This is a genomic window from Yersinia sp. 2541 StPb PI, from assembly GCF_052217145.1.
Taxonomy (GTDB): domain Bacteria; phylum Pseudomonadota; class Gammaproteobacteria; order Enterobacterales; family Enterobacteriaceae; genus Yersinia; species Yersinia enterocolitica_E.
In genome coordinates, this window is the sequence record NZ_JAZGQB010000001.1 from 4,368,148 (window position 1) to 4,389,682 (window position 21,535).

A 21,535-nucleotide genomic window follows, 5' to 3' on the forward strand; every position below is an offset into this window, starting at 1 on the left:
CTTTTTTATGGCTTCAACCAGCGGTCTAACCAAGGGAAAACCACATCTTGTTGCTCTTGGTAAAATACGTGCCCCAACGCAGGCCAGCTACGAGTGACCAAGCGTGATTCCGCATTTTGTGACCGCCAGATTGCATGCACTTTACTGTAAGCCTGCTCGACCGCATCCGATGGGAACAATTTATCTTTCCCGCCGTTAAAAAGAAGCATCGGTTTTGGTGCTGCTAAGCTGGCAATATCAGGGAAATCCAACTTATTGGCAATACCAGGGTGGAGCATGTAAAAAGCGGATTGCCCACGAAGTACATTATTACCTGGGGTCATCAAACCTTGATAGTTACCAAACCAAGAGATAGCCGCAGTGGCCGCGACCTTATCCGATAATGCAGCTAACTGCCAGGCACGATACGCTCCCATAGAAAATCCAAGAGCACCAATACGTTGGCGGTCAACTGATGGAAGTGTCGCCAGAAAATCAACCGTTCGTATATCTTCATAAGCCATCGTGCCCGCTAATGAACGGCCAAGATTAAAGAAGTTACTAGCTAAAGCCTGCTGTTGCTCATAGCTGATAGGGCCTCTATCACCCCAGCCAATAGCATCAATAGAAAGCACGACATAACCGCGTTTTGCCAACTCATCGCCGATGAATTTACCGCTAAAGAATTTATCCGACCAAGCCTGCGCTGAGGCAAGCTGCGCGCTATCGCCCCAAGGCCGGATCATTTTCTCTTTGCCAATATCAAATTTAGACCCATGGTCATGCAAAAGAACAATCGCCGGATGAGGGCCTTTGCTTTTCGGTGTTAATAGCAAGCCCTGGACACGGCTTTCATCTGTGATGTTTAATGCTATTTTTTCAGCAATATAGCGGCCACGGTCCTGCTGATCTATTTTCTCTGCTGAAAATGCAATTGTTGAGTCAGGGGTGAGCAATGCTTGTCGGAAGATCTTTCTGGTGTCACTCTTCCACTGTGCAAAGTCAGTGTATCTCCCTGCCAGCCATGAACTTTGATAAGTCATCTGTTTTTTTAGCTGAGGATAAAATACTGGCAGATTATTTTCAGTAATAGCTTCTTTTTGATACGTCACAGGACTGGCCTGTGCTGTTGCGGCAGTAAGTATCGCTGACAGGGCGAGCGAGCAGACAAATAGACCGGTATTCATTCAAACCTCACAATCAAAACATCGTTTCAATTTTTGATTGAATGATTTTAAGGTAAAAAAGGTTATTTTCTGTGGCGGGGGTTATAAAAATGACAGAAAGCAAAAAGAAAAGGTTATTCAATGTTCAAACTGCATATCATGCTCGAATCGAACCTGCACAACAGACAAACAAAAAAGGCCACCCGTTAGGGTAGCCTCTTTTGCTTATTTGATGCCTGGCAGTGTCCTACTCTCGCATGGGGAGACCCCACACTACCATCGGCGCTACGGCGTTTCACTTCTGAGTTCGGCATGGGATCAGGTGGGACCACCGCGCTAAGGCCGCCAGGCAAATTCTGTCTAAACTAAACCCGCTATATGTCTCCACACAGCCAGCCAGCCCAATCTCGGAACTTCGCTGAAAATTTCTATCTCTCAAATCTAAAACACCTTTGGTGTTGTAAGGTTAAGCCTCACGGATCATTAGTACTGGTTAGCTCAATGCATCGCTGCACTTACACACCCAGCCTATCAACGTCATAGTCTTTAACGTTCCTTCAGGGGGCTTAAAGCCCCAGGGAAGACTCATCTCGAGGCAAGTTTCCCGCTTAGATGCTTTCAGCGGTTATCTCTTCCGAATTTAGCTACCGGGCAATGCCATTGGCATGACAACCCGAACACCAGTGATTCGTCCACTCCGGTCCTCTCGTACTAGGAGCAGCCCCTCTCAATCTTCCAACGCCCACGGCAGATAGGGACCGAACTGTCTCACGACGTTCTAAACCCAGCTCGCGTACCACTTTAAATGGCGAACAGCCATACCCTTGGGACCTACTTCAGCCCCAGGATGTGATGAGCCGACATCGAGGTGCCAAACACCGCCGTCGATATGAACTCTTGGGCGGTATCAGCCTGTTATCCCCGGAGTACCTTTTATCCGTTGAGCGATGGCCCTTCCATTCAGAACCACCGGATCACTAAGACCTACTTTCGTACCTGCTCGAGCCGTCACTCTCGCAGTCAAGCTAGCTTATGCCTTTGCACTAACCTCACGATGTCCGACCGTGATTAGCTAACCTTCGTGCTCCTCCGTTACTCTTTGGGAGGAGACCGCCCCAGTCAAACTACCCACCAGACACTGTCCTCACCCCGGATCACGGGGCCGAGTTAGAACATCAAACATTAAAGGGTGGTATTTCAAGGTTGGCTCCATGCAGACTGGCGTCCACACTTCGATGCCTCCCACCTATCCTACACATCAAGGCTCAATGTTCAGTGTCAAGCTATAGTAAAGGTTCACGGGGTCTTTCCGTCTTGCCGCGGGTACACTGCATCTTCACAGCGAGTTCAATTTCACTGAGTCTCGGGTGGAGACAGCCTGGCCATCATTACGCCATTCGTGCAGGTCGGAACTTACCCGACAAGGAATTTCGCTACCTTAGGACCGTTATAGTTACGGCCGCCGTTTACTGGGGCTTCGATCAAGAGCTTCGCCTTGCGGCTGACCCCATCAATTAACCTTCCAGCACCGGGCAGGCGTCACACCGTATACGTCCACTTTCGTGTTTGCACAGTGCTGTGTTTTTATTAAACAGTTGCAGCCAGCTGGTATCTGCGACTGGCTTCGGCGCCGGGAGCAAGTCTCTTTACCTAATGCCAGCGTGCCTTCTCCCGAAGTTACGGCACCATTTTGCCTAGTTCCTTCACCCGAGTTCTCTCAAGCGCCTGAGTATTCTCTACCTGACCACCTGTGTCGGTTTGGGGTACGATTTAATGTTACCTGATGCTTAGAGGCTTTTCCTGGAAGCTTGGCATCAACTACTTCACCACCGTAGTGGCTCGTCATCACACCTCAGCGTTGATAAGCAACCGGATTTACCAAGTCACTCCGCCTACATGCTTAAACCGGGACAACCGTCGCCCGGCTAGCCTAGCCTTCTCCGTCCCCCCTTCGCAGTAACACCAAGTACAGGAATATTAACCTGTTTCCCATCGACTACGCTTTTCAGCCTCGCCTTAGGGGTCGACTCACCCTGCCCCGATTAACGTTGGACAGGAACCCTTGGTCTTCCGGCGTGCGGGTTTTTCACCCGCATTATCGTTACTTATGTCAGCATTCGCACTTCTGATACCTCCAGCAACCCTCACAAGTCACCTTCAACGGCTTACAGAACGCTCCCCTACCCAACAACGCCTAAGCGTCGCTGCCGCAGCTTCGGTGCATGGTTTAGCCCCGTTACATCTTCCGCGCAGGCCGACTCGACCAGTGAGCTATTACGCTTTCTTTAAATGATGGCTGCTTCTAAGCCAACATCCTGGCTGTCTATGCCTTCCCACATCGTTTCCCACTTAACCATGACTTTGGGACCTTAGCTGGCGGTCTGGGTTGTTTCCCTCTTCACGACGGACGTTAGCACCCGCCGTGTGTCTCCCGTGATAACATTCTTCGGTATTCGGAGTTTGCATCGGTTTGGTAAGTCGGGATGACCCCCTAGCCGAAACAGTGCTCTACCCCCGAAGATGAGTTCACGAGGCGCTACCTAAATAGCTTTCGGGGAGAACCAGCTATCTCCCGGTTTGATTGGCCTTTCACCCCCAGCCACAAGTCATCCGCTAATTTTTCAACATTAGTCGGTTCGGTCCTCCAGTTAGTGTTACCCAACCTTCAACCTGCCCATGGCTAGATCACCGGGTTTCGGGTCTATACCTTGCAACTAGACGCCCAGTTAAGACTCGGTTTCCCTACGGCTCCCCTATTCGGTTAACCTTGCTACAAAATATAAGTCGCTGACCCATTATACAAAAGGTACGCAGTCACCCAACAAAGTAGGCTCCCACTGCTTGTACGTACACGGTTTCAGGTTCTATTTCACTCCCCTCGCCGGGGTTCTTTTCGCCTTTCCCTCACGGTACTGGTTCACTATCGGTCAGTCAGGAGTATTTAGCCTTGGAGGATGGTCCCCCCATATTCAGACAGGATGTCACGTGTCCCGCCCTACTCATCGAGTTCACAGCAAGTGTGTTTTGGTGTACGGGACTATCACCCTGTACCGTGCGACTTTCCAGACGCTTCCACTAACACACAAACTGATTCAGACTCTGGGCTCTTCCCCGTTCGCTCGCCGCTACTGGGGGAATCTCGGTTGATTTCTTTTCCTCGGGGTACTTAGATGTTTCAGTTCCCCCGGTTCGCCTTGCATGGCTATGTATTCACCATGCAATAGTGCAACGAATTGCACTGGGTTTCCCCATTCGGGTATCGTCGGTTATAACGCTTCATATCAGCTTACCGACGCTTTTCGCAGATTAGCACGCCCTTCATCGCCTCTGACTGCCTAGGCATCCACCGTGTACGCTTAGTCGCTTAACCTCACAACCCAAAGGTGTTTTTCGTTATTGGTGTGGCTGTGAACACACTCTGCTATGTTGTGCAGTGCGCGCAATCCTCATGAACGTTAAGTTCACTTCGGTTGCTGTGCGCTGTACGCCTTGCTGAGTGTCTTCTCGCTCACACTGCAACAATGATTACCCATTGGCATTGCGATTATTTGAGAGACTCTAATACAGGTTAATCCTTATCTCAGTCATTCTACGGAGAGATAAGTTTCAGCTGTATTGTTTCAATTTTCAGCTTGTTCCAGATTGTTAAAGAGCAATATCTTAAACACGACTCGTTAAAGTCATCTTTAAGATATTCAGTTGATAATGTCTTTCACACATTATCGGCGTGGCGTCCCCAAGGGGATTCGAACCCCTGTTACAGCCGTGAAAGGGCAGTGTCCTAGGCCTCTAGACGATGGGGACACAAAAATTTCTACTGAATCACTGATTCAGTATTTTTGTGTAAAGGTGAGAATGTGGTGACACATTCGAACGACTGATGCAGTAAAAACTCGATACCGAGGTCTTATTACACAATCATCACCCTCATCAACAGGTGCTCTTGCTCATTTACATTCATCAGACAATCTGTGTGGACACTGCGCAATGCGTATCGTTAGGTAAGGAGGTGATCCAACCGCAGGTTCCCCTACGGTTACCTTGTTACGACTTCACCCCAGTCATGAATCACAAAGTGGTAAGCGCCCTCCCGAAGGTTAAGCTACCTACTTCTTTTGCAACCCACTCCCATGGTGTGACGGGCGGTGTGTACAAGGCCCGGGAACGTATTCACCGTAGCATTCTGATCTACGATTACTAGCGATTCCGACTTCATGGAGTCGAGTTGCAGACTCCAATCCGGACTACGACAGACTTTATGTGGTCCGCTTGCTCTCGCGAGTTCGCTTCACTTTGTATCTGCCATTGTAGCACGTGTGTAGCCCTACTCGTAAGGGCCATGATGACTTGACGTCATCCCCACCTTCCTCCGGTTTATCACCGGCAGTCTCCCTTGAGTTCCCACCATTACGTGCTGGCAACAAAGGATAAGGGTTGCGCTCGTTGCGGGACTTAACCCAACATTTCACAACACGAGCTGACGACAGCCATGCAGCACCTGTCTCACAGTTCCCGAAGGCACCGAAGCATCTCTGCTAAGTTCTGTGGATGTCAAGAGTAGGTAAGGTTCTTCGCGTTGCATCGAATTAAACCACATGCTCCACCGCTTGTGCGGGCCCCCGTCAATTCATTTGAGTTTTAACCTTGCGGCCGTACTCCCCAGGCGGTCGACTTAACGCGTTAGCTCCGGAAGCCACGCCTCAAGGGCACAACCTCCAAGTCGACATCGTTTACAGCGTGGACTACCAGGGTATCTAATCCTGTTTGCTCCCCACGCTTTCGCACCTGAGCGTCAGTCTTTGTCCAGGGGGCCGCCTTCGCCACCGGTATTCCTCCAGATCTCTACGCATTTCACCGCTACACCTGGAATTCTACCCCCCTCTACAAGACTCTAGCTTGCCAGTTTCAAATGCAGTTCCCACGTTAAGCGCGGGGATTTCACATCTGACTTAACAAACCGCCTGCGTGCGCTTTACGCCCAGTAATTCCGATTAACGCTTGCACCCTCCGTATTACCGCGGCTGCTGGCACGGAGTTAGCCGGTGCTTCTTCTGCGAGTAACGTCAATCAACCGTGCTATTAACACGATTGCCTTCCTCCTCGCTGAAAGTGCTTTACAACCCGAAGGCCTTCTTCACACACGCGGCATGGCTGCATCAGGCTTGCGCCCATTGTGCAATATTCCCCACTGCTGCCTCCCGTAGGAGTCTGGACCGTGTCTCAGTTCCAGTGTGGCTGGTCATCCTCTCAGACCAGCTAGGGATCGTCGCCTAGGTGAGCCATTACCCCACCTACTAGCTAATCCCATCTGGGCACATCCGATGGCGTGAGGCCCTAAGGTCCCCCACTTTGCTCTTGCGAGGTCATGCGGTATTAGCTACCGTTTCCAGTAGTTATCCCCCTCCATCAGGCAGTTTCCCAGACATTACTCACCCGTCCGCCGCTCGCCGGCAAAGTAGTAAACTACTTCCCGCTGCCGCTCGACTTGCATGTGTTAGGCCTGCCGCCAGCGTTCAATCTGAGCCATGATCAAACTCTTCAATTTAAGATTTGTTTGATTTGCTGCTAATAAAAGCAGCGATGCTCAAAGATTACTTTCTGCAAATATGCATTCGAACCGAAGTTCAAATGTGTACTGCTTTGGTCACTCTTCAAGACTTTGATATTTCTTCTGCCTGTCGAAACAGGCTTCGATATCGTCTTGCGAGTGCCCACACAGATTGTCTGATAAATTGTTAAAGAGCAGTGCGTTAGCAACCGGTGGTTGGTAACGCGAGGTGCGCATATTACGCTTTCCTCATTCAGAGTCAACTACTAATTTCGTTGAATTTCTCTGTTCTCTTTGCCGGTCACTTAACTACTTGATTCGTTGTGTGCCGTCTCGATGGATGCGCATTATAGGGAGTTCCGCGCCGCCCGCAACCGCTAATTTCAATAAAAATGACTGTTTGCTGCATTCCACAGCAAAACCCCGCTTTATACCCAGTTGTGCACAAACTTATCCACAGATTGAATCTGCACTCAAAATTGACGAGCATCACGCAATCGTTTTCGCTACAATTCCCCGCGGCGAAAAAGAGTGACCTTGTCGGCAAAATATCGATGACATGATGTGATTTTTTATAAAACTGGGGAATACCACTCAGGATAAAGCGTATTTTATTGTGGTAGAGGATGAATCGCCCTGCTGAAAGCAGCAAAGAGTGGCATTGCTCCCTATTTGGGACGTTATCTGAGTTTGTTCCTCTCTATATAGTTATCTATATAAGAAGGTAGGATTCAGATAACGCTCTATTGAATGATTGCGAAGAATAACTGCGACTCCAAAGCCAAGGGATAAAACCATGCAACAACGCCGCCCAATCCGCCGTGCTCTACTCAGTGTGTCTGACAAAGCCGGTATCATCGAATTCGCCGCCGCACTTTCTCAGCGTGGCATCGAGTTACTTTCCACCGGTGGAACTGCCCGCCTGCTGGCCGATGCGGGTCTGCCCGTCACTGAGGTTTCTGACTATACCGGTTTCCCGGAAATGATGGACGGACGCGTTAAAACGTTGCATCCAAAAGTGCATGGCGGCATCTTGGGGCGCCGTGGTCAGGATGATGGCATCATGGCTCAACATGGCATTCAGCCGATTGATATTGTTGTCGTGAATCTATATCCGTTCGCTCAGACAGTTGCTCGCCCGGATTGCTCACTGGAAGATGCAGTTGAGAATATCGATATCGGTGGTCCTACCATGGTGCGCTCCGCTGCCAAGAACCATAAAGATGTCGCTATCGTGGTCAAGAGTAGTGACTACCCCGCCATTATTACTGAGCTAGATAATAATGAGGGTTCGTTGACGTATCCAACCCGCTTTGATCTGGCTATCAAGGCGTTTGAACATACCGCCGCCTACGACAGCATGATCGCCAACTACTTCGGCGCGCTGGTGCCAGCTTATCATGGTGACACAGAGCAACCATCAGGCCGCTTCCCACGCACCCTGAATCTTAACTATATAAAGAAACAAGATATGCGCTACGGTGAAAACAGCCACCAGCAAGCGGCTTTCTATATAGAAGAAGAGGTTAAAGAGGCATCTGTGGCTACCGCACAGCAATTACAGGGTAAAGCGCTCTCCTATAACAACATCGCAGATACCGATGCGGCGTTAGAATGTGTGAAAGAGTTCAGTGAGCCTGCCTGTGTGATCGTCAAACATGCCAACCCATGCGGCGTGGCGATTGCTGATTCTCTGCTCGCCGCTTATGAAAAAGCCTATAAAACTGACCCAACCTCTGCTTTCGGCGGCATTATTGCCTTTAACCGTGAATTGGATGCCGAAACCGCCAGCGCCATTATCAGCCGCCAGTTTGTTGAAGTCATTATTGCACCCGCGGTCAGCGCTGAAGCACTGGCATTGCTCGCCGCCAAACAAAATGTCCGTGTTCTGACCTGTGGCCAGTGGCAGGAGCGTGCTACCGGTCTGGACTTCAAACGCGTCAATGGTGGTTTGCTGGTCCAAGACCGCGATTTAGGTATGGTGACTGCAGCCGATCTGCGCGTGGTGTCCAAGCGCCAGCCGACGGAGCAAGAACTGCGTGATGCACTGTTCTGCTGGAAAGTAGCCAAGTTCGTAAAATCCAATGCCATTGTCTATGCGCGCGACAATATGACTATCGGTATAGGCGCAGGCCAAATGAGCCGTGTCTATTCTGCCAAAATCGCTGGTATCAAAGCAGCGGATGAAGGATTAGAAGTGGCCGGTTCTGCCATGGCCTCCGATGCTTTCTTCCCGTTCCGTGACGGTATCGATGCTGCTGCATCTGTCGGGATCAGTTGTGTTATCCAACCGGGCGGTTCAATCCGTGACGATGAAGTCATTGCTGCGGCTGATGAGCATGGCATCGCTATGATCTTTACCGACATACGCCATTTCCGCCATTAATTAACCCGCTTAACGGAGTCATCTGATGAATATTTTGATTATTGGTAATGGCGGGCGTGAACATGCGCTGGGCTGGAAAGCAGCACAGTCGCCTTTAGCGGGCAAAATTTATGTCGCACCGGGCAATGCCGGCACCGCGCTAGAATCTGGTTTAGAAAATGTCGATATCGCGGCAACGGATATTGCGGGTCTGTTGGCCTTTGCCCAGAACCATGATATTGGCCTGACCATTGTCGGCCCGGAAGCACCGTTAGTTATTGGTGTGGTTGATGCTTTCCGCGCAGCCGGTTTGACCATTTTTGGGCCAACGCAAGCCGCGGCTCAGTTGGAAGGATCTAAAGCTTTCACGAAAGACTTCCTGGCGCGCCACAATATCCCAACTGCGTTTTACCAGAACTTCACCGAGGTGGAGCCTGCTTTAGCCTATGTTCGTGAAATCGGTGCACCGATCGTGATTAAGGCAGATGGGCTGGCCGCCGGTAAAGGCGTGATTGTTGCGATGACGTTGGAAGAAGCAGAAACCGCCGTTCATGACATGCTGGCAGGCAATGCCTTTGGTGATGCAGGCCACCGTATCGTGGTGGAAGAGTTTCTCGACGGCGAAGAAGCCAGCTTTATCGTGATGGTTGATGGTGAAAATGTATTACCAATGGCCACCAGCCAGGACCATAAGCGGGTTGGCGATGGTGATACCGGCCCGAATACCGGTGGTATGGGGGCATATTCCCCGGCACCGGTAGTCACTGATGAAGTTCATCAGCGAGTGATGGAAAGTGTTATCTGGCCGACAGTGCGCGGTATGGCGGCAGAAGGTAATGTCTATACCGGCTTCCTCTATGCCGGTCTGATGATTTCCGCTGACGGGCAACCAAAAGTGATTGAGTTCAACTGTCGCTTTGGTGACCCGGAAACTCAACCCATCATGCTACGCATGCGTTCAGACTTGGTTGAATTGTGCTTAGCCGGTGCTCAAGGCAAATTGAATGAGAAGACCTCTGACTGGGATGAGCGCCCATCGCTGGGTGTGGTGTTGGCCGCTGGCGGTTATCCGGCAGATTATCGCCAGGGTGATGTCATTCATGGATTACCACAGCAGGAGGTAGCTGACGGCAAAGTGTTCCACGCCGGAACCAAACTGAATGGCAATAATGAAGTCGTCACTAGCGGCGGTCGCGTATTGTGTGTAACTGCGCTGGGTGCCACCGTCGCCCAGGCACAGCAAAACGCGTATCGGTTAGCTGAAAATATTCAGTGGGAAGGGGCTTTCTACCGTAAAGACATTGGTTATCGGGCGATTGCTCGCGGTAAATAAATCTACCCTTGTATTCTACGGGCGCAGCTTGCTGTGCCCTGCTTCTTATCAGGTCTCACAAACTACCGGCTGTCGGCTCCCAGCGGCAGAAGTCCTGATTGGCAACCAACAGCAATTGCTGACCCTCCGACGAATCCAACCACGCGACGCCCAGAGGTTGCGCACTGCCCTCTCCCCGTTTGCTCAGCCATGCCTGTGAGTTATCGTCAACTTTCAATCGCAACGTCTTCTTATCACAGGTGGTAACCACACCATCTCGCCACTGTCCCTGAATTAACCTGACATTTCCGGCGCGCAGTGCACTGCTCTGTTCGAGAATTCGTTTCGCTTCCAACTGATAGACCGCGATATTATCCGCAGAGAGCTGCTCACGCCGTTCGGCCAACTGGCGCTGCATAAAACTCACCTGTCCTTGTTCATCAAAACGCAGCTCGACGCTCTGCGGGTTATGACCCAAATCGTTGCGCCGAATTTCCCGCAAAATGCCATTTTGATATTCGTAGAAGGTTACGCGAGTGTTGTCCCCGGAATAGGGGCTGTAGACGCTCATCAGCACTTGTGGCTGCTGCTGCGCATTATCCTGACGCCATAAACGAACGACACCGCTATCGGCGATATATCCGCTGGCACTAAATTGAGGGGAACCTGACTGACTGCTACAGGCGCTGAGACCAAAGGCTAAACCGAGGGTCATCAGCACCCGCTGCATAAACAAAAGGGGCTTTGCCACCCCCCTGCTTATTATTTTCACTGACACACTATTAAGATTTAACAGAATCTTTCAGTGCTTTACCAGAAACAAACGCTGGCACATTAGCTGCAGCAATTTTGATTTCTTTACCAGTCTGTGGGTTGCGGCCAGTGCGCTCATTACGATGGTTTACCTTGAAAGTACCAAAACCAACCAATTGTACTGGATCACCGTCTTTCAGAGATTCGGTAATTGCAGCCAGTGTGGATTCCAAAGCAGCTTTAGCTTGTGCTTTAGAAAGGTCCGCTTTGTCCGCGATTACGTCAATCAGTTGAGTCTTATTCATAAGTTATCCTTACAGTGTGTTTATCGTTTGCAAAGCATCGAGTGCGACGGATATGCCGATGGACAGCACTCTCCTGCATACACGCACCGATAGCCACTTTTTTTCGCCCCCCAAATGTAGAACAGACAGGGGGCAGATGTGAAGCCTTAAGACGTGACAAATCAGGCGTTAAATCACGTTTTCTTGCCTTATTGCGTTAAATTTATGCCAATGTTGCTAACAGCCGCTTCCCGCAGGTCAGATCGTAGCCCTTTTATCAGATCTAAGTCGCGCTCTTCACAGTCAGCTAACAGACGGAAAATCTCCCATTGGATATCCCATTCTTCTTCAATCGCAGGCAAAATTTTCAGTTCTTCATCGGTCATTTCTTTACCGGCCAACGTCATTTCCAACATTGCAACGGTACGAATTGATGCTTCGCTGATAGCGACAGCATGTTCCAGTGTTTCACCACTCAAACGCGAATGGATGGCCTCGCCCAATGCAATACAGGCATCGATGGCAGGATAAACACCGTAGATAGCATAGTCATCGGCTGAAGGAATTGCCTCTTCCAGCTTCTCTAACTGGCTATCAAAGTTAACTTTTGCGTCTTTTACGACCAAAGTTTCCCAGATCAGGTCCAGAATGCGCCGGTAAACAGCCGGGTCGCCAAATTCAGTTTCCAGACAAAATTGCTGATAGTTGGGATACATCCGCTCGCATAAGCAAGCCATGAAAGTCAGGTGTTGCCAACTTTCCAGCTTCTCGAGACGTAGATGAATCGGATTACGTATCATTATAAGTTCTCATTATTCATTATCTGCGCGGCAGTGTACCCGAAATTAAATCATATCCCTATGGTTGCCAAGTAAATCAGGATTTTTCCGCACCCAACGCTGAAATTGCGGGCGGTTTGAGGCGATAGCATCAGCCCAACGGGTTGGCTCAGGCAAACGGTAGCCCGCCATGCAAGCCTGTACCCACGCCAAAGCACTGCTAACACTGACCCGATGACCGGGCGAGATAAACAGTGGATTGCAACGGACTTTGCTACGCCACACCCAGCCAAGTTGCTCATCACCATCAATGAGTGGTTGTAATGCGCCGTTATCGCTCTCTAGCGGCAGAGAGTGCCCACACAGGCGACTTTTGGCGACACCAATGGTCGGGACATCAACCAACAGCCCAAAATGGCTGGCAACGCCTAAACGACGCGGATGTGCGATACCTTGCCCATCAACAAACACCAGTTGAGGCCGTTGCTGCAACTGCCCCCAGGCGGCTAATAATGCAGGATATTCACGGAAAGAGAGTAAACCGGGGATATACGGCAGTGAAGTTGCCACGCGGGCAACCTGATATTCCACCAGTTCTAGCGAGGGATAACGCAAAATCGCGATAGCAGCACGGGTAATCTCCCCCTGCTGCTCAAAACCAACATCCGCACCGGCAATAAAGTGCACTGACCCACTATCAAAATCATCGTGAAGAATAATTTCAGATGCTCGTTGTAACTGTTCTGCCCGTAACGCTTTGGTATCTATCATCGGCCAACCTCCCTCGAGCTTGAAGCTACAGTACGGTTACCTGCCGCCCCAATGACTTTGGGTATAAGCGATTAGTTTTGATGATAAGGCTTTGATAATGTATGCACTGCATCAACAAAAGCCCCTGCATGTTCTGGCGGGACATCCTGATGAATGCCGTGCCCCAGATTAAACACATGCCCTTCACCCTGGCCAAAACTTGCGAGAATAGTACTCACTTCCTGCTCAATACGGGCAGGTGGTGCGTATAGCACAGAGGGGTCCATATTGCCTTGCAGAGCGACCTTATCACCCACCCGACGGCGCGCATCGCCGATATCCGTGGTCCAATCCAACCCTAATGCATCACAACCGGTAGCAGCCATTGCTTCCAGCCATTGCCCGCCACCTTTGGTGAACAAGGTCACCGGCACCCGACGCCCGTCGTTTTCGCGGATCAGGCCATCGACGATTTTATGCATGTAGTTCAAGGAGAATTCAAGATAATCACGCCCTGTCAGTACCCCGCCCCAAGTATCAAACACCATCACAGATTGAGCGCCAGCTTTGATTTGCGCATTGAGATACAAGATGACGCTATCGGCCAGTTTATCCAGTAGCAGATGCAGGGTTTGCGGCTCGGCATACATCATTTTCTTCAGTTTGGTAAACGCTTTGCTACTACCACCTTCAACCATATAGGTTGCCAGCGTCCATGGGCTGCCGGAAAAACCAATTAATGGCACCGCACCTTTCAGCTCACGGCGAATGGTTCTTACCGCGTTCATCACATAACCCAATTCCTGTTCTGGGTCGGGGATGGGTAACTTTTCGACGTCGGCGCGACAAGTAATCGGGGATTGGAAGCGTGGGCCTTCACCGGTTTCAAAATAGAGCCCCAGCCCCATAGCATCAGGGATGGTCAGAATGTCTGAAAACAGAATCGCGGCGTCCAATGGATAGCGACGTAATGGCTGCATCGTCACTTCACAAGCCAGTTCCGCATTTTTGCACAGCGACATAAAATCCCCGGCAACCGCGCGGGTAGCTTTATATTCCGGCAAATAACGGCCCGCCTGACGCATCATCCATACCGGCGTTACATCTACCGGTTGACGCAATAAGGCTCGCAGATAGCGATCGTTTTTCAACTCATTCATGGTGGAGCTCCCTTAATTATCTGGCGGCCATCTTTTAGCGGACCATATTGTAGCATGTCAGATAATACTTTCCTGCTAACTGCCGCCGCTATTAAGGGCGTGATAATGACTCACTCTCGTGGGATTTAAACTGCGTCGGCTATGAGGTTAGCGCTTCAGCACTCCCTTCTGATTAGATCAACTCACGGTGCTCGCGGCATAACACCACGGTATCTTCAATTAATCGTCGTGCTACGGTGCCTGGCGGCGGCAGTAATGGCAATTGGTCATAACGATACCAACCGGCATTTAGCAGCTCTTTAGGGTCATGTCGCAATTCACCACTGTCATACTCGGCCATAAACGCCATCATCAGTGAATGGGGGAACGGCCAAGGCTGTGATGTTACGTAGCGCAGATTTTTAATGTGAATATTACTTTCTTCTAAAACTTCACGGGAAACCGCCTGCTCCAGAGTCTCACCCACTTCGACAAAGCCTGCCAATACGGTATTAATGCCGCCTCGATGCCGTACATGCTGCGCCAATAAAATTTCATCATCACGGCGAATGGCAACAATCACACAAGGGGCGACTTGTGGGTAATAGCGCTCACGGCAGTGATTACACAGACAAGCCCACTCGGAACGGCTGGCCTGCATTTGGTGACCGCAATAACCACAAAAACGGTGAGAACGATAAAACTCTGCCAGTTGCACACCACGCCCAGCCAATTGGAACAAGCCGCGATCCACATCCAGTAATTGCCGCACGGAACCCATATCAGTAGACATCATCTGACGGATCAACCATACCGCCTGCCCTTGCCATTCACCGATTTGCCTTGCCGCTGCGCCCTGCAATGACCAATTAGCGGCATTACCTTGTGGTAACTCCCCTTTCGGCAACCATAATTTGTTTTCATGACTGACAATCCACCAGCCACTTTCTTTACCTGTAAGTTGTAGTTCCATATCGTTGTTGCACAACCTCGACTTCACTGGCAATCTAGAATCCGGCTTGTTACATTTTTGTAACCCACTATTACTTTTCCTTACTCACGGAGTCGTTCATGCTCAACCGACTAGAAAGCCTGACTCAACGCGTTGGCGGCAGTAATGAATTAATTGATCAATGGCTTCATGCGCGTAAAGAACTGTTAGTTTCATATTGCACAGTGATCGGTATTAAGCCGCAAAAAGAAAAGCATACCCCGCTTAACGAAAAAGCGCTGGAGAACTTTTGCCATAATTTAGTGGATTATCTCTCTTCCGGGCATTTTCATATCTATGACAGAATTATCAAACAGGTGGAAGGCGCGTCTAGCCCAAAAATGGCGCTGACGACCAAAGTGTATCCTGCGTTAAAAAATAATACTCAAACGATCATGACATTCCATGATCGTTATACCAACATTGAGATCGATCAGGACAGTTGTATCGAGTTTCAACAAGCATTATCTGATATCGGCGAAGCCCTTGATGCCCGTTTCCGCTTGGAAGATCAATTGATTCAATGGGCAGCCGAGTCATGGCAAGCCGCCCAGCCAGTTATTCAAACAGGGCCGGTAAAATAGCCCGCTGAACAGCACGGGCTTGTAGTTTTAATTCAACCTCATATACTGGGGTTTCTTGTCGGAGTGCCTAGCACCTGTTTTCTTAGGAAAGCAAACGCAGGCTGAGACCGTTAATTCGGGATCCGCGGAACCTGATCGGGTTAATACCCGCGAAGGGAACAAGAGTAATTTATCGCTACAGGCCCGGTCTTTATCCTTACAGGTAGCTGCCGGTTACTGGCCAACATCGTTACTCCCGCCAAGCTCCAGACAAGCAATTTTCCCTATAAACCACACTGGTAGGAATTGCTATGTCTAATAATACAACCACTAAAAGTTCATCACGCCCACGTAAACCTATTCCACGTAAACAACAACGTGAACAAGCTCAACAGTTTATTGATACTTTGCAAGGTGTCACTTTCCCCAACTCCCAACGTATTTACCTACAAGGCTCACGGCCAGATATTCTGGTACCGATGCGCGAAATCCAGCTCAGTCCGACACTGATTGGCGGTGGCAAAGACGCACCACGCTATGAAGATAACGAAGCCATCCCGGTGTATGACACTTCCGGCCCATATGGTGACTCAAATGCCAAACTGGATGTTCACAGCGGGTTACCCAAATTACGCGATAGCTGGATAGCTGAACGCCAGGATAGCGCCGCACTGACCTCTGTCAGCTCTGGCTTCACCCAACAACGTTTGGCCGACGAAGGCTTGGATCATTTGCGTTTTGAGCATCTGCCACACCCGAAGAAAGCCATCACAGGCAAATGCGTCACCCAACTGCATTACGCCCGTCAGGGTATCATCACGCCAGAGATGGAGTTTATCGCGCTGCGAGAAAATATGGGCCGTGAACGTATTCGTGGTGAGGTACTACGCCAGCAGCATCCAGGACAGGCTTTTGGCGCTAACCTGCCAGAAAATATCACTGCCGAATTTGTACGTCAGGAAGTGGCGGCGGGCCGAGCTATCATTCCCGCCAATATAAACCACCCAGAATCTGAGCCGATGATTATTGGTCGTAACTTTTTAGTGAAAGTGAATGCCAATATCGGTAACTCTGCGGTGACCTCCTCCATCGAAGAGGAAGTAGAAAAACTGGTGTGGTCAACCCGCTGGGGTGCAGATACCGTAATGGATTTGTCCACGGGACGCTATATCCATGAAACCCGCGAATGGATCCTGCGCAATAGCCCGGTCCCTATTGGTACCGTTCCTATCTATCAGGCATTAGAAAAAGTAAATGGTGTGGCTGAGAACCTAACCTGGGAAATGTTCCGTGACACACTGTTAGAGCAGGCCGAGCAAGGGGTGGATTACTTTACTATCCATGCCGGTGTGTTGTTGCGCTATGTACCGATGACCGCCAAACGCTTGACCGGTATCGTCTCCCGTGGTGGTTCAATTATGGCGAAGTGGTGCCTTTCCCATCATCAGGAAAACTTCCTGTATCAGCATTTTCGCGAAATCTGCCAGATCTGTGCGGCCTATGATGTCTCACTGTCACTGGGTGATGGCCTACGCCCTGGTTCCATTCAGGATGCCAATGATGAAGCCCAGTTCGCTGAGCTGCATACCTTGGGTGAATTGACCAAAATCGCCTGGGAATATGATGTGCAGGTGATGATTGAAGGCCCCGGTCATGTGCCGATGCAGATGATTCGCCGCAATATGACGGAAGAGTTGGAACACTGCCATGAAGCGCCATTCTATACCTTAGGCCCGCTAACTACGGATATTGCGCCGGGTTATGATCATTTCACTTCAGGTATTGGGGCCGCCATGATTGGTTGGTTCGGTTGCGCCATGTTGTGTTACGTCACACCGAAAGAACATCTTGGCCTGCCTAATAAAGAGGATGTGAAACAAGGTCTTATTACTTATAAAATCGCCGCCCATGCCGCAGATTTGGCCAAAGGCCACCCCGGTGCGCAGATCCGCGATAATGCCATGTCGAAAGCGCGCTTTGAATTCCGCTGGGAAGATCAGTTCAATCTGGCGCTTGATCCAGAAACCGCACGAGCCTATCACGACGAAACCCTGCCGCAGGAGTCCGGCAAAGTGGCCCACTTCTGCTCAATGTGCGGGCCGAAATTCTGCTCGATGAAAATCTCTCAGGAAGTCCGCGACTATGCCGCTACGCAAGAACAGGCTGTGGCGCAAGAGCTAGCAGCGACACAAGAAACAGCAGCCCAACCGATCGAAATTTTACAATCAGGTATGGAACAGATGTCAGCGGAGTTCCGCTCTCGCGGCAGCGAGCTGTATCACAGCCCCGTTAACCTCAAGAGCGAGGCCAATAATGAACCTGTCTAATCATGCCTCATTTTCTGCAAAGAAAGGTTTCCCTGCGACGGTACAGCGTCTTGGTCTCTATCCCGTCGTCGATAGCCTACTTTGGATAGAGCGCCTGCTTGCCGCAGGCGTAACCACAATACAACTACGTATCAAAGAGTTAGATGATGCGCAGGTAGAACAAGGCATTGCCGCTGCCATAGCGTTAGGCAAACGCTATCAGGCACGCTTATTTATCAATGATTATTGGCGGCTGGCGATTAAGCATGGTGCCTATGGTGTTCATCTGGGTCAGAAAGATCTGGAAACAGCCGACTTGGCCGCGATTCAGCAAGCTGGATTACGGCTGGGCGTATCAACCCATGATGAGCAGGAACTGGCGATAGCTAAAGCTGTCCGGCCCTCTTATATCGCCATGGGCCACATCTTCCCCACACAAACCAAGCAAATGCCGTCATCACCACAAGGGTTGACGGTACTCAAGCAGATGGTCGACAACACGCCAGACTACCCGACAGTTGCCATCGGCGGCATCAGCATTGAGCGCGTACCGGCGGTCCTGGCCACGGGTGTCGGTAGTGTAGCGGTCGTCAGTGCTATTACCCTGAGTGACGATTGGCAGCAGGCAACAGCACAATTACTGCACCTGATTGAGGGCAAGGAGCTGGCTGATGACAAACAAGCATGAGTTGAGTGACAGCGAATTCTTGCGCTACAGCCGCCAGTTATTACTGGAGGATATCGGCCCTGAGGGCCAGTTGAAGCTGAAAAGTGCCTGTGTGCTGATTATCGGCCTTGGCGGCCTTGGTTCGCCTGCTGCGCTCTATTTGGCGGCAGCCGGTGTCGGTAAGCTATTACTGGCTGATGATGACCAACTGGAACTGACCAATTTACAGCGCCAAATCCTGTATCGCACCACAGATATCAGCCAAACATCCTCAGCTAATCAAAGTAAAGCACGGTTAGCCCAACGTCATTTGCAAAGCCTCAATCCGTTGATTGAGATTGTCCCATTTGATACGCGGCTGCTAGGTGCGGCATTGGCCGATGCGGTAGCTAACGCTGATTTGGTGCTGGATTGCAGCGACAACATGGAGACGCGCCATCAGGTAAATTCAGCCTGTATCACTGCACAAAAACCATTAATTAGCGGTAGTGCCGTGGGATTCAGCGGGCAATTGCTGGTGATTGAGCCGCCTTATTCTCAAGGCTGCTACGCCTGTCTATATCCCGATAAAGAATTACCACAACGTAACTGCCGTACTGCTGGCGTATTGGGGCCGGTGGTCGGCGTCATTGGTACCTTGCAAGCACTGGAGGCCATCAAGATGTTGGCAGGACTGCCGTCGGCACTGAGCGGGAAATTACGCTTATTCGATGGCAAGCAGCAGAGCTGGAGCACCCTGCAACTGACTCGGGCCAAGCATTGCCCTGCCTGCGGAGGTGCACAGTGAAAACGGGTTATATACAGATTGTGCTCAATGATCAGCCATTAGAAGTGGTGAGCAATATCACTGCGGCAATGCTGCTCAATCAGCTCAAACGCCACCAGCCGGGTACGGCTCTGGCAATTAATCAGGTCATCGTCCCCCGCACTGACTGGGAAAAATGCCAGTTACACGCGGGTGATAACATTTTGCTATTCCAAGCGATTGCCGGGGGCTGACATGCTGAAGATCGCCGATACCACTTTTACCTCACGTTTATTTACCGGTACGGGAAAATTCTCCACCCCGGAACTAATGCTGGAAGCATTGCGCGCCTCGGGGTCACAACTGATTACTATGGCGATGAAACGGGTTGATTTACGGGCAGGGAACGATGCAATTCTTGCGCCCTTGCAACAATTAGGTGTGCGTTTGCTGCCTAATACCTCGGGGGCCAAAACTGCGCAAGAGGCTGTATTTGCCGCCCGTCTGGCGCGTGAAGCGCTGGGTACCCATTGGATAAAATTGGAAATTCATCCCGATGTGAAGTATTTACTGCCTGACCCAATAGAAACCCTGAAAGCCGCCGAAATACTGGTGAAAGAGGGATTTGTTGTTTTGCCTTACTGTGGTGCGGACCCGGTATTGTGCAAGCGGCTGGAAGAAGCAGGCTGCGCTGCCGTCATGCCATTGGGTGCACCGATTGGCTCAAATTTGGGCTTACGTACCCGCGACTTTCTGCAAATCATTATCGAGCAGGCCAAAGTGCCCGTGGTAGTCGATGCTGGAATTGGTGCGCCAAGCCATGCGCTTGAGGCAATGGAATTGGGAGCTGATGCCGTGCTGGTCAATACCGCAATTGCCGTGGCACGCTCACCCGTACACATGGCGCATGCTTTCCGTTTGGCGGTTGAATCCGGTGAATTGGCGCGTCAGGCGGGGCTTGGCAACCAACAGTTTGGCAAGGCCATTGCCACCAGCCCACTGACTGGCTTTCTCAGCCAGTTAGAGGAGGAGCATCATGTCTGAAGATTTCAGCCAACACTGGCAACAATTAGATTGGGATGATATTTCTCTGCGTATTAACAGTAAAACCGCCGCTGATGTTGAACGGGCCATTAATGCCGTCAAACCGAATCGCGACGACTTAATGGCGTTGATTTCGCCCGCAGCACTGGCTTATCTCGAACCGATGGCGCAGAAGGCTCAACAATTAACCCGCCAGCGTTTTGGTAACACGGTGAGTTTTTATGTGCCGCTCTACCTTTCTAATCTGTGTGCTAATGATTGCACTTATTGTGGTTTCTCGATGAGCAATCGCATCAAGCGCAAAACCTTAGATGAAGCAGAAATCATCCGTGAGTGTGATGCTATCAAAGCGCTAGGCTTTGAACATCTGCTACTGGTCACTGGTGAACATCAGGCAAAAGTAGGAATGGATTACTTTCGTCGTCACTTCCCAGTCATCCGTAGTCGATTCAGTTCACTGATGATGGAAGTTCAACCATTGGCGCAAGAAGAGTATGCGGAGCTAAAAACGTTGGGATTAGACGGTGTGATGGTTTATCAGGAAACCTATCACCCAGCGACTTACCAGCAACATCACTTGCGCGGGCACAAGCAAGATTTTCACTGGCGACTGGCAACCCCAGATCGTCTCGGTCGGGCTGGGATCGACAAGATCGGACTAGGTGCGTTGATCGGGCTGTCTAATAGTTGGCGCACGGACTGTTATATGCTGGCGGAGCATCTGTTTTATCTGCAACAGACCTATTGGCAAAGTCGCTACTCTATTTCGTTTCCACGACTACGACCTTGTGCGGGCGGTATCGAGCCAGCATCTCTGATGAGTGAGCCGCAACTGCTGCAATTGATCTGTGCTTTTAGATTGTTTGCCCCGGATGTGGAACTGTCGCTATCTACCCGTGAATCACCTTTCTTCCGCGACAATGTCATTCCGGTCGCGATTAATAATGTCAGTGCGGGTTCCAAAACTCAGCCTGGTGGGTATGCAGATAATCATCCAGAACTTGAGCAATTTGCTCCGCATGATAATCGCACACCGGAGCAGGTAGCACTGGCATTGACACAGGCGGGGTTACAGCCGGTGTGGAAGGATTGGGATCGCCATTTAGGGCGTTCTCTGCAATAAACCGGCCGTTTAAATCCTAAA

At 50.5% G+C, this 21,535-nt stretch carries 17 protein-coding genes, 1 tRNA gene, 3 rRNA genes and 1 riboswitch; of the genes, 9 read left to right on the forward strand and 12 right to left on the reverse strand.

The window, feature by feature from the left end:
• Nucleotides 1–5 precede the first annotated feature (5 nt).
• The 6 genes from V1953_RS19600 to V1953_RS19625 form a co-directional block, all read right to left on the reverse strand.
• Nucleotides 6–1,166: a dienelactone hydrolase family protein gene (locus V1953_RS19600; protein WP_420073850.1), complete on the reverse strand. Its 1,161-nt coding sequence runs from the start codon at nucleotides 1,164–1,166 to the stop codon at nucleotides 6–8.
• Nucleotides 1,167–1,379: 213 nt separating this feature from the next.
• Nucleotides 1,380–1,495, reverse strand: a 5S ribosomal RNA gene (gene rrf / locus V1953_RS19605).
• Nucleotides 1,496–1,607: 112 nt separating this feature from the next.
• A 23S ribosomal RNA gene (locus V1953_RS19610) occupies nucleotides 1,608–4,515 on the reverse strand.
• Nucleotides 4,516–4,873: 358 nt separating this feature from the next.
• Nucleotides 4,874–4,949: transfer RNA gene (locus V1953_RS19615), tRNA-Glu, on the reverse strand.
• Nucleotides 4,950–5,147: 198 nt separating this feature from the next.
• A 16S ribosomal RNA gene (locus V1953_RS19620) occupies nucleotides 5,148–6,690 on the reverse strand.
• The 16S, 23S and 5S rRNA genes sit together here with 1 tRNA gene alongside, the layout of an rRNA operon.
• A gap of 99 nt (nucleotides 6,691–6,789) precedes the next feature.
• Nucleotides 6,790–6,930: a hypothetical protein gene (locus V1953_RS19625; RefSeq protein ID WP_193784765.1), complete on the reverse strand. Its 141-nt coding sequence runs from the start codon at nucleotides 6,928–6,930 to the stop codon at nucleotides 6,790–6,792.
• A gap of 559 nt (nucleotides 6,931–7,489) precedes the next feature.
• On the opposite strand from V1953_RS19625, the gene purH reads away from it, so the two are divergent.
• Together purH and purD are read left to right on the forward strand one after the other, a co-directional pair.
• Nucleotides 7,490–9,079, forward strand: a complete 1,590-nt coding sequence (gene purH, locus V1953_RS19630) for a bifunctional phosphoribosylaminoimidazolecarboxamide formyltransferase/IMP cyclohydrolase (protein WP_442851229.1) — start codon at nucleotides 7,490–7,492, stop codon at nucleotides 9,077–9,079.
• A gap of 25 nt (nucleotides 9,080–9,104) precedes the next feature.
• Nucleotides 9,105–10,391, forward strand: coding sequence for a phosphoribosylamine--glycine ligase (purD, locus tag V1953_RS19635; protein ID WP_442851230.1), 1,287 nt, complete (start codon nucleotides 9,105–9,107; stop codon nucleotides 10,389–10,391).
• Nucleotides 10,392–10,446: 55 nt separating this feature from the next.
• Here the strand turns inward: purD and V1953_RS19640 are convergent, their stop codons facing one another.
• The 6 genes from V1953_RS19640 to nudC form a co-directional block, all read right to left on the reverse strand.
• Nucleotides 10,447–11,100: a DUF1481 domain-containing protein gene (locus V1953_RS19640; RefSeq protein ID WP_102970519.1), complete on the reverse strand. Its 654-nt coding sequence runs from the start codon at nucleotides 11,098–11,100 to the stop codon at nucleotides 10,447–10,449.
• A 52-nt stretch (nucleotides 11,101–11,152) separates the two neighbouring features.
• Nucleotides 11,153–11,428: a nucleoid-associated protein HU-alpha gene (gene hupA, locus V1953_RS19645; protein WP_004876782.1), complete on the reverse strand. Its 276-nt coding sequence runs from the start codon at nucleotides 11,426–11,428 to the stop codon at nucleotides 11,153–11,155.
• Between the two features lie 188 nt (nucleotides 11,429–11,616).
• Nucleotides 11,617–12,207 (reverse strand): YjaG family protein, encoded by a 591-nt coding sequence (locus tag V1953_RS19650; protein ID WP_005192306.1) that lies wholly within the window; start codon nucleotides 12,205–12,207, stop codon nucleotides 11,617–11,619.
• Nucleotides 12,208–12,252: 45 nt separating this feature from the next.
• On the reverse strand, nucleotides 12,253–12,957 hold the full coding sequence (gene nfi / locus V1953_RS19655; RefSeq protein ID WP_372569730.1) for a deoxyribonuclease V: 705 nt from the start codon (nucleotides 12,955–12,957) through the stop codon (nucleotides 12,253–12,255).
• A gap of 71 nt (nucleotides 12,958–13,028) precedes the next feature.
• Nucleotides 13,029–14,096, reverse strand: a complete 1,068-nt coding sequence (gene hemE, locus V1953_RS19660) for a uroporphyrinogen decarboxylase (protein WP_083162069.1) — start codon at nucleotides 14,094–14,096, stop codon at nucleotides 13,029–13,031.
• Nucleotides 14,097–14,268: 172 nt separating this feature from the next.
• A complete protein-coding gene (gene nudC / locus V1953_RS19665) occupies nucleotides 14,269–15,048 on the reverse strand; it encodes an NAD(+) diphosphatase (protein WP_083162067.1) in 780 nt (259 codons plus the stop codon).
• A gap of 98 nt (nucleotides 15,049–15,146) precedes the next feature.
• Between nudC and rsd the strand changes: the two genes are divergently transcribed.
• From rsd to thiH, 7 genes are all read left to right on the forward strand, one after another.
• Nucleotides 15,147–15,650, forward strand: coding sequence for a sigma D regulator (gene rsd / locus V1953_RS19670; RefSeq protein ID WP_083162065.1), 504 nt, complete (start codon nucleotides 15,147–15,149; stop codon nucleotides 15,648–15,650).
• Between the two features lie 49 nt (nucleotides 15,651–15,699).
• A riboswitch (TPP riboswitch) is annotated at nucleotides 15,700–15,825 on the forward strand.
• 115 nt (nucleotides 15,826–15,940) lie between these two features.
• The gene (thiC, locus tag V1953_RS19675; RefSeq protein WP_442821350.1) at nucleotides 15,941–17,956 is read left to right on the forward strand and encodes a phosphomethylpyrimidine synthase ThiC; all 2,016 of its coding nucleotides are present in this window, start codon (nucleotides 15,941–15,943) and stop codon (nucleotides 17,954–17,956) included.
• Nucleotides 17,943–18,623 carry a thiamine phosphate synthase gene (gene thiE / locus V1953_RS19680; RefSeq protein ID WP_442851231.1) on the forward strand — a complete coding sequence of 227 codons (681 nt, stop codon included), beginning with the start codon at nucleotides 17,943–17,945 and terminating at the stop codon, nucleotides 18,621–18,623. Before thiC ends, thiE begins: the two co-directional genes overlap by 14 nt.
• Nucleotides 18,607–19,389, forward strand: a complete 783-nt coding sequence (locus V1953_RS19685) for a HesA/MoeB/ThiF family protein (protein ID WP_442851232.1) — start codon at nucleotides 18,607–18,609, stop codon at nucleotides 19,387–19,389. Before thiE ends, V1953_RS19685 begins: the two co-directional genes overlap by 17 nt.
• Nucleotides 19,386–19,601, forward strand: a complete 216-nt coding sequence (gene thiS / locus V1953_RS19690) for a sulfur carrier protein ThiS (protein ID WP_083162059.1) — start codon at nucleotides 19,386–19,388, stop codon at nucleotides 19,599–19,601. Before V1953_RS19685 ends, thiS begins: the two co-directional genes overlap by 4 nt.
• A 1-nt stretch (nucleotide 19,602) precedes the next feature.
• On the forward strand, nucleotides 19,603–20,391 hold the full coding sequence (locus V1953_RS19695; RefSeq protein WP_442821352.1) for a thiazole synthase: 789 nt from the start codon (nucleotides 19,603–19,605) through the stop codon (nucleotides 20,389–20,391).
• A complete protein-coding gene (gene thiH / locus V1953_RS19700; RefSeq protein ID WP_083162055.1) occupies nucleotides 20,384–21,514 on the forward strand; it encodes a 2-iminoacetate synthase ThiH in 1,131 nt (376 codons plus the stop codon). Before V1953_RS19695 ends, thiH begins: the two co-directional genes overlap by 8 nt.
• The last annotated feature ends 21 nt before the right edge of the window (nucleotides 21,515–21,535 follow it).

Excerpts from the sequence above, each read along its gene's own strand:
- V1953_RS19600 (WP_420073850.1), bottom strand. The coding sequence starts at position 1,166 with ATGAATACCGGTCTATTTGTCTGCTCGCTCGCCCTGTCAGCGATACTT.
- V1953_RS19625 (WP_193784765.1), bottom strand. The coding sequence starts at position 6,930 with ATGCGCACCTCGCGTTACCAACCACCGGTTGCTAACGCACTGCTCTTT.
- purH (WP_442851229.1), top strand. The coding sequence starts at position 7,490 with ATGCAACAACGCCGCCCAATCCGCCGTGCTCTACTCAGTGTGTCTGAC.
- purD (WP_442851230.1), top strand. The coding sequence starts at position 9,105 with ATGAATATTTTGATTATTGGTAATGGCGGGCGTGAACATGCGCTGGGC.
- V1953_RS19640 (WP_102970519.1), bottom strand. The coding sequence starts at position 11,100 with ATGCAGCGGGTGCTGATGACCCTCGGTTTAGCCTTTGGTCTCAGCGCC.
- hupA (WP_004876782.1), bottom strand. The coding sequence starts at position 11,428 with ATGAATAAGACTCAACTGATTGACGTAATCGCGGACAAAGCGGACCTT.
- V1953_RS19650 (WP_005192306.1), bottom strand. The coding sequence starts at position 12,207 with ATGATACGTAATCCGATTCATCTACGTCTCGAGAAGCTGGAAAGTTGG.
- nfi (WP_372569730.1), bottom strand. The coding sequence starts at position 12,957 with ATGATAGATACCAAAGCGTTACGGGCAGAACAGTTACAACGAGCATCT.
- hemE (WP_083162069.1), bottom strand. The coding sequence starts at position 14,096 with ATGAATGAGTTGAAAAACGATCGCTATCTGCGAGCCTTATTGCGTCAA.
- nudC (WP_083162067.1), bottom strand. The coding sequence starts at position 15,048 with ATGGAACTACAACTTACAGGTAAAGAAAGTGGCTGGTGGATTGTCAGT.
- rsd (WP_083162065.1), top strand. The coding sequence starts at position 15,147 with ATGCTCAACCGACTAGAAAGCCTGACTCAACGCGTTGGCGGCAGTAAT.
- thiC (WP_442821350.1), top strand. The coding sequence starts at position 15,941 with ATGTCTAATAATACAACCACTAAAAGTTCATCACGCCCACGTAAACCT.
- thiE (WP_442851231.1), top strand. The coding sequence starts at position 17,943 with ATGAACCTGTCTAATCATGCCTCATTTTCTGCAAAGAAAGGTTTCCCT.
- V1953_RS19685 (WP_442851232.1), top strand. The coding sequence starts at position 18,607 with ATGACAAACAAGCATGAGTTGAGTGACAGCGAATTCTTGCGCTACAGC.
- V1953_RS19695 (WP_442821352.1), top strand. The coding sequence starts at position 19,603 with ATGCTGAAGATCGCCGATACCACTTTTACCTCACGTTTATTTACCGGT.
- thiH (WP_083162055.1), top strand. The coding sequence starts at position 20,384 with ATGTCTGAAGATTTCAGCCAACACTGGCAACAATTAGATTGGGATGAT.